The 7,836-nt window shown below is 40.6% G+C and carries 5 protein-coding genes and 1 pseudogene; 1 reads left to right on the top strand and 5 read right to left on the bottom strand.

What is annotated here, in order from left to right:
* From ACEW8O_RS10300 to ACEW8O_RS10285, 4 genes and pseudogenes are all read right to left on the bottom strand, one after another.
* Positions 1-905 (bottom strand): annotated as a pseudogene (locus tag ACEW8O_RS10300) (hypothetical protein); the annotation flags it as partial.
* A gap of 12 nt (positions 906-917) precedes the next feature.
* Positions 918-1,493, bottom strand: a complete 576-nt coding sequence (locus ACEW8O_RS10295) for a YceI family protein (protein WP_373494545.1) — start codon at positions 1,491-1,493, stop codon at positions 918-920.
* Between the two features lie 197 nt (positions 1,494-1,690).
* Positions 1,691-3,361, bottom strand: a complete 1,671-nt coding sequence (locus ACEW8O_RS10290) for a DUF6909 family protein (RefSeq protein ID WP_373494544.1) — start codon at positions 3,359-3,361, stop codon at positions 1,691-1,693.
* A 100-nt stretch (positions 3,362-3,461) separates the two neighbouring features.
* The gene (locus ACEW8O_RS10285; protein WP_373494543.1) at positions 3,462-3,980 is read right to left on the bottom strand and encodes a DinB family protein; all 519 of its coding nucleotides are present in this window, start codon (positions 3,978-3,980) and stop codon (positions 3,462-3,464) included.
* 68 nt (positions 3,981-4,048) lie between these two features.
* On the opposite strand from ACEW8O_RS10285, the gene ACEW8O_RS10280 reads away from it, so the two are divergent.
* The gene (locus tag ACEW8O_RS10280) at positions 4,049-5,398 is read left to right on the top strand and encodes a M28 family metallopeptidase (protein ID WP_373494542.1); all 1,350 of its coding nucleotides are present in this window, start codon (positions 4,049-4,051) and stop codon (positions 5,396-5,398) included.
* Between the two features lie 138 nt (positions 5,399-5,536).
* Here ACEW8O_RS10280 and ACEW8O_RS10275 read toward each other — a convergent pair whose 3' ends face one another.
* Positions 5,537-7,831 (bottom strand): BamA/TamA family outer membrane protein, encoded by a 2,295-nt coding sequence (locus ACEW8O_RS10275; RefSeq protein WP_373494541.1) that lies wholly within the window; start codon positions 7,829-7,831, stop codon positions 5,537-5,539.
* Positions 7,832-7,836 lie beyond the last annotated feature (5 nt).

Raw genomic sequence — 7,836 nt, 5'->3', positions numbered from 1 at the left:
GCGACCATCGCCAACCATCCGTTACTTTGGAAGAAGACTTCACCACCGACCTCAGTGGTAAATACATCCATGATATAATTACCTATGAAAGGGTTGTACATGGCATTACCGTTGTCAGATCTTCTAAAGTGCGCATCTCCATAGTTGATCTCCATATGGCCAACACGGACAGTGAGGTATTTGTCATAACCGAATTTACCGATAAAGTTTGGTTTTCTGTTTGCAGGATTGGTGACACCACCTTGGATTTCACCCCCTGTGATAGCGGCCATAGCCAACCATCCGTTACTTTGGAAGAAAACCTCGCCACCTACTTCTGTTGTAAATGCATCCATGATATAATTACCTACAAAAGGATTGTACATGGCATTACCGTTGTCAGATCTTCTAAAGTGCGCATCACCATAGTTGATTTCCATATGACCGACACGGACGGTTAGGTATTTGTCAAACCAATCTGTATTACCCATATTCAAGAAGGTCAGTTTGTCCACCTGGAGGAATCCACCTTTTACCCAAGTTTCCGGGTGGTGTCTTGAAGAAAGATAAGTCGTCAAGTTTAATCTCAAACCATCGGCCAAAGCTACGTCAATGTTGAGGTTAGCAGTAGCTAAGTTGGTACCTGCGCCAATGTCAATAAGTTCATTTACGTTCACGTTATTTGCATTCAATACTGGCGTTGCAGTGTTTTCATGGCTGAGATTTTGCCATTGTTGGGCAAAGTGTCCACCGATTCTTACTCTCATGCCTTCGTAGGCAACGGTATCTTCTTTTCCTGTTTCGAAGATGTTTAGACCTCTTTGGTCATAAGGTCTCCAGAATTGCATGTCTCTCTGAAGTCCTTGGGCTAGAGCGGAAAATGATAATCCGACTATAGCAATCGCGGCAATTATGTGCTTTTTCATTATTGAGGAAAATTATTTTGAAGGTTGAAATATTGATTTAAATGAAATGGTGATTTCGTCTCTTGTTTTGACCGTACCCATCAGGGCAGTTGGAGGATCTATGGAGAAATAGGTGAGCTTGGTATCAAAACTTCCCTCAAAGGTGAGGTTAGAGCCCGATTGTGTCATTTTCACAGGAAAGGATGCCGGCTTGGTAACCCCTGCTACGGTAAAGTCCCCTTTTGCCTGATAGCTGCTTCCACTTCCTGTAATTTCTTTTAATGTAAAAACCACGTCTTTGTGCTTTTTGGTATCCAGAGCTTTGTAAGCATTGTTATCCAATCCCCTGGTACCACTTTTCAAAGTTTCGGCTTCCATCTGGACCCTTAGACTTTTGATCCCTTTAAACTGGCTTCCCTCCATCACAAATTGTCCTTCGCCTTTAGCTGAGTTAGATGTCATGTCCCAATCATGTAGGGTCGAACCACCGGAAATTTTCATTTCCGACGCAGGTGTCAATGTATATTTTACCTGTGAGAATACCTGTGAACTTGCGAATACAAGAGTCAAAACCATGACTCCCGTTATCCAAAATCTGTATTGCTTCATCTTATTATTGTTTATTTGATGATGCTAAATTGAGAAGGATTAGTTCTAAAAAGCCTGATGAAAATCATATTCAGCTATGATTAATGGCACAAGCCAAAATCATCTCAAAAAACAGAATAAAAAAATAAATCTCTGCCAAAAACTTAGCAGAGATTCTAAAAATAAAGTGATTATCGAAATGTTTCCAAATAATAGTTCTATGAAAATATTTTCTCAAGCATCTTATAAGTGATCAGGTAGGTTGGTTTTACCCCATCCATCCCCAAAGCACCGGAAGCTAGGGTACTCCCGGTTTCCAAAGGATTATCAGAGGCATAATAAGCATATAAAACTTTTACATTTTTACGGATACTTTGCCGGATTTTGCTTTCACTTTGAATCGCTTTTTGATAATGGGCGCCCTCCATCTCAAGTCCTATGGCCTGCCAGGATGACTCCATCAAGTAACTCAACACATCCTTATTCTGCAATGAAGTACCCAATACTGTAAACATCGTTCCCTGATATACACCAATGTCATGCCCTTCAAAGTCTTCCTTTTTTAGCTCATTCTTGAAAGGATAATTGTCTGCTGTACCTTCAAATACATGACTGTCCGGGATCATAATATCACCTTTGTTTCCGGTAAGAATTCCGGCCTTCCCCATGATGGAGGCTGAATGCACATCCAAGGGATAACTTTTGCCTTCAGTGGTTTCATAAGGCTTCAACAATTCATCAAAGCACTCGTAGGCCTGTTCTCCGAAAGCATAATCCATGACTAGTATGATGGGTTTCTTCTTTTTATCTCCAGAAATTTTCAATCCCGGAAGGACGGTCTCTTTGGACATTCTTGCAGTATCAAAGACCTGTACATTGATATTAGTGCCGGAATCATCTTGGATTTCTATAAATCCGTTTTTCTGGGCGTAATTGATGATATCCTTTTTTTTGTTGTTTTTGGCACTGACACTGATATCCATTGCCACTTTTTCAATCTGATCAAAAGAAGTCAATCCCAAAGCCTGATAACCATAAATCGTATTGAGGAAGCTGTGCAGATTGGCCGAAACAATATGCATGGGCCTATCAATCAAACCCTCTTCAAACAAAACTGATTTGATTTTATTGGCCCAAAGTTCTCCATACACATGATGCCCCACTCTCTGCCTCAAGGTGGAAGAAAAAGAAATCTCCCTGTCCTTACCTTCAAATACTTCATCGATTGCCAATTTACCCATTTGATAGACTATGGAAAAAAGGCTGCTTGTATGGGGGGATTCTTCAAATTTGACCACTGCAGCATGGGTTTCATCAAAAGTCCTCCCTATCACATGGCTTAAATAAGAACAGGCTACTTCCTGATCTATTTCTTCCCCTCTCTCTTCTTTCTGAACAATCTTCGCCAGCATTTCCCAATTGAGGTCAAACCTCCCTTTGGTATCAGTACTGTTGGACTTGATTTTTTCTGCCTCTATATACAGAAATGTAAGGTGGGTCAGAATGTCATAAATATCCGATCGGCCACGGGTCATTTCCACATACATCTGATCCTGATCTACCCGATAACAGTTTCTCTTTCTTTTGGCAGGAACAATTGCCTGAAAATTAGAATTTTCGTAGCCCTCTCTACTGATCAATCGGACATACCTACATTCTTCAATGCCACGGGGAAGACGTTCCATCACATATAAAAGTCCATCCAACTCAATTTTTTCATCCTGGGACAATAATCCATAAATCTCGGGACTCAACACCAAAAGTGAATCTACTAGCGACTCTCCGGATACTCCCATAGGCTTATAAGACCCTCTCATAAAAAGATGTCTCATGGTAATATAAAGTTTTTCGATGGCTGCCCTGGATTCCTGTGCTCTTGTTCTTTGCATGATTTTAAAATTTTTGATTCAGATAAATTCTATAAAATAACCAATAATGAGGGATTCTTTGATTATTTGTCTGTTTACTTACCTTACTGCCTAAAGTATCTTATAGGTATCTTTCTTTCAATATATATAAATGGTGCTGGGTATGGCCTGGAATAATGTTGAATAATGCCCTGACACTTACATCATTTTCATTGGCGACACCGGTCTTTTTTAAAGAATCAACGGGGAGCGATTTCAATAGGGAGGTAATGACATACCTTGACATCTCAAAATCCTCCAATAACCTTATCAAAGGCATATCATTGAAGTGCGCAGATGCGACATACTTATCTTGATCAAATCCGGGCAATGCAGCCTTTTCCCCCCGGGCAAAACACAGTGCCCTAAAACACATGATTCTATCTGTATCGGTTATATGGCCCAAAACCTCTTTGGCCGTCCATTTGCCAGGGGCATAGGAAATGTTGCTCTTTTCCTCCCCCATTTTTTCATAAAGCCCCCTAATCTCCTCAATCTGTGAAAGTAATAGCTTTGGAATATCTTTACCTTTGACCCAGGAAATATAGCCTTCATAAAAGTGCCCATATTCACCTTCTTGGGGAATTAATATTTCATTCATATAATAGTTGTTTAAATTGTATCATACTACAGGTAAATTTAAACCTTTCACCTTCACCAATTCTATAAATGAAAAGAATTTTACTCCTAATCGCGCTTTTACAGGTAAATATGGGTTTTGCACAGACACAGATTATTCACAGGGATGCCACCATAGAAAGTATGATCTCTGAAATATCAGCCGAAAGTCTGGAAAAATATGTCAGGGACTTGGCAGCATTCAGGACAAGGCACACGCTGAGTGCGGACAATCCCAATGAAGGTATCCTGGCTTCCCAAAATTATGTACTTGATCATTTCAGATCATTTGAGGCTGATTCCAAAGGAAGATTAACATCCTACATGGATAGTTTTATAATTCCCTCAGATGGAAGAAGAATTCCCACTGACAGTAAATTGGGGAATGTCATGGCCACGCTCAAAGGAACTGACCCAAATGATGATAGGATTTTCCTGATTTCTGCCCACATAGACAGCCGGGCTTTGGATGTAATGGATACTGAAATCGATGCTCCGGGAGCAAACGATGACGGTTCGGGAGTTGCTGCTGTGATAGAACTGGCCAAAATCATGTCAAAAAAATCATATCCTGCTACCATCATTTTTGTGATCGTTTCCGGTGAAGAGCAGGGATTAAAAGGGGCTGCATATTTAGCTGAAAAAGCGAAAAAGGAAAATTGGAATCTGGTGGCCATGCTCAACAATGACATGATTGGCAACAGCCATTCATCTCAAACCAACATCAATGACAATACCCGTGTCAGGATTTTTTCTGAAGGTGTCCCTGCTGCTGAAGATGAACAGATGGCTGCCATCAGACGCTATACCAACGGGGAAAATGACAGCAAATCAAGACAGCTTGCCCGATACATGAAAGAGGTCGGTGAAAGATACGTGGACCAATTGGAGGTGAAATTGGTGTACAGAAATGACAGATTTCTTAGAGGCGGCGACCATACTCCCTTTGCAAGGGAGGGCTTTACAGCGATCCGGGTCTGTGAGATGAATGAAAATTACTACCACCAACACGAGAATGTCAGGATGGAAAACGGCATCCAATATGGTGATCTTCCCGAGTTTGTTGACTTTGAATATATGAGAAAGATAACTGGGATCAATTTAGCTTCTTTGGCATATTTGGCGGCTGCACCTTCAGAACCTCAACGTGTAGGTATTGATGTCAGAAGGCTGAGCAATACCTCTACGTTAAGATGGGAAGCACCTGCCATTGGAAAAGCAAAGGGCTATTATGTCCTGATGAGAGAAACCGATTCTTCGATGTGGGAAAAGAAATTTTACACGGAAGAAACCACATTGACCATACCCTATTCAAAGGACAATTACTTCTTTGCGGTGCAGGCAGTAGGTGAAAAAGGTCATGAAAGTATGGCTGTATTTCCACAGCCTATTACACGCTGAAATGGTGACAGGCAAATCCTAGTATAATGTTAATTCTAATATTTAAAGGTTATCACCACCGCAAAAAGATTCAAGTTATCCTTCTTTGCGTCTTTGCGTCTCTGCGGGAAAGATTGTCAATTCATCCTTAACATAGCACTAGAACGGATATCCTATCGCAAAATTAAGGATCAAATTCTGTCTTCGCCAATCACCGTCCCCAAAATTGAAACTTTCCAGCCACCTTTCATTTTCCGGCTCCCAAGGTTTCCGTACCGGTAATGCCAGGTCAAAACGTAACACAAACAATTGTATATCAATCCGCAAACCGAAACCTGCACCAATTCCCAATTCTTCCAACCATTTAGATGAAATTCGGCCTCCTGGTAAGGCATCATTTTCATTGTACAACCAAACGTTGCCCGCATCAGCAAAAAATGCTCCTTTTAGGTATTTGTTAAATGGGAACCTGAATTCCATATTTCCTTCTAAACGCATATCACCCGCCTGATCAAAAAAACCGCCGGTTCCGAATCCTTCAGGAAGAAATGTACCGGGCCCCAATGACCTGATTCTGAAAGCCCTGACACTCCTGGGACCTCCTGCAAAAAACTGCTTAACAAAAGGCAAAGAAACTGAATTGCCTAATGGAACCCCCAATCCTGCAAACAACCTTGTAACAAAAACCTTTTCCTGAGTGAATTTATGGTAATACCTCAGGTCAATTTCTCCTTTTACATATTGGGCATACTCCAGTCCGAATACTGACCCGGGATTTTCCGAATCCAGGATGGTGTTGATCCCTCTAAATAAATTTCCCGCAAAATCAACCGTGGTTGCAAAAAAGATAGCATTTTTTTTCTCAGTATCCACAAGTTGGTTGAAATTGAAAGTATAATTCATTCCCGAAATAAACTGCTGTTCAAAACTTCTCCGCAAAAAAGGATTGGAGTTCAGAATTTCTTCAAACCTCGGGGTCGTTCTTGCAAGGTTTACCACGCTGAGACTGATTGGGTTAAATTCATGGTAAACAAACCTGTTGACATTCCACAAATATCCAAATGAAGCATTATATGAATTGAGCACGTAAAGGTCAGTCCTGTTTTGATATTCAAATCCTGTACTTATTTTGGTTTTGGGAATTGAATATTGAAACCTGTTGTTCACAGGTCCGGGAAATATCACTCTAGGGAAGATTAAAGAACCCTGCAATCCCACTTCTATAGACCTTAACCCTTCCCTGTCACCTGCCAATATCTGTTGTTCATATCCGAATTTGGCTGTCAAACTCAACAACTCACCCCCATGGAAAAGATTCCTATTCTGAAAACTCAACAGCAATGCAGGACCGACAAAACTATTGGATTTGGTCACGCCTTGGATTTCTGCCCTTAGGGCTCTTTTACTGAGTGGAGAAAGTAATATCCTGGCATTCAAAGGATAAGTACCATCTTCCAATCTCACCGTATCTGTTTCATCAAATGTAATATTGACATACCTGAAATTACCGATGGATGAAAGCCGGTTGGAGGTCAACCGGGAGGTCCCGGGATTGTACTTGGTTTCTTCATTGAAGAGAATATATTGTTCCAAAAGATGCGGTTTGAAAACCTCTCCTTCCTGTATGATATCAATCCCGTTGACAGTGACTGTATCCGGATCAGTGGGATCCGCATTGATGGCATAGTTGGGAAAAACATTGATATTTTTTATAGTATAAGGATAAGTGGATTTGACCGGAGTATTGCTTTTGAGTCTCAGGTATAAATCAAATTTCCTATCATCATAATGATTGGTATCGGCTTCAAAAATCAGCAGATCAGCATTAAAGTTATAGTAACCTTTGGATTTGAGTTGGGAGTCAATTCTTTCCCTTTCATTTTTCATTAAATCCAGATCAAGTTTTGTTCCTTTTTTCAATATGGTTTTGTCAAGGTCTTTGGCGATTTCCTGAATAATTCCCAATGAATCCCCAAGCAACTCTAAAGTTTCAAGACGATACGCTTCTCCAAACTGCAAAGAATACCTGATTCTTGAGAATTTTCCCTTTTCCAAAACCTCATATTTATCCAGGGCAAAAAAGTGGCCTTTATTTTCCAATCTGTTGGTCAGGATATTTCCGGTCCGTTCGGGCTGAACATTGCTGAGATACACCGGTTTTTCGCCAAATCTTTTTTTCAAAAACCTATTAATAAAACCCGGATTTTCTTTGCTCCCTTTATAATGTGCCCACAGCCCAAAACGGACTCCCAATATCTTTCCGTTGGGATCCGGTTGGATCAAAGGTTCAAGATCATTTTCTAATGTTGAAAGTTCACGCTTTGGCAAATCGGCATCCAAGACCAATTCTGATCCTGTATAAAGACTTTCTCCCTCAGGGATATACTTCTTCACCCCGCACGATGACACCGTTACAAGAAAAACTAAAAACAGTATGGAATTTTTAACACCCATAATTT

The organism is Aquiflexum sp. (assembly GCF_041749095.1).
Lineage (GTDB): Bacteria > Bacteroidota > Bacteroidia > Cytophagales > Cyclobacteriaceae > Aquiflexum.
The sequence above is the reverse complement of the archived record's forward strand: the minus strand, read 5'-3'. Positions and strand labels throughout refer to the sequence as shown.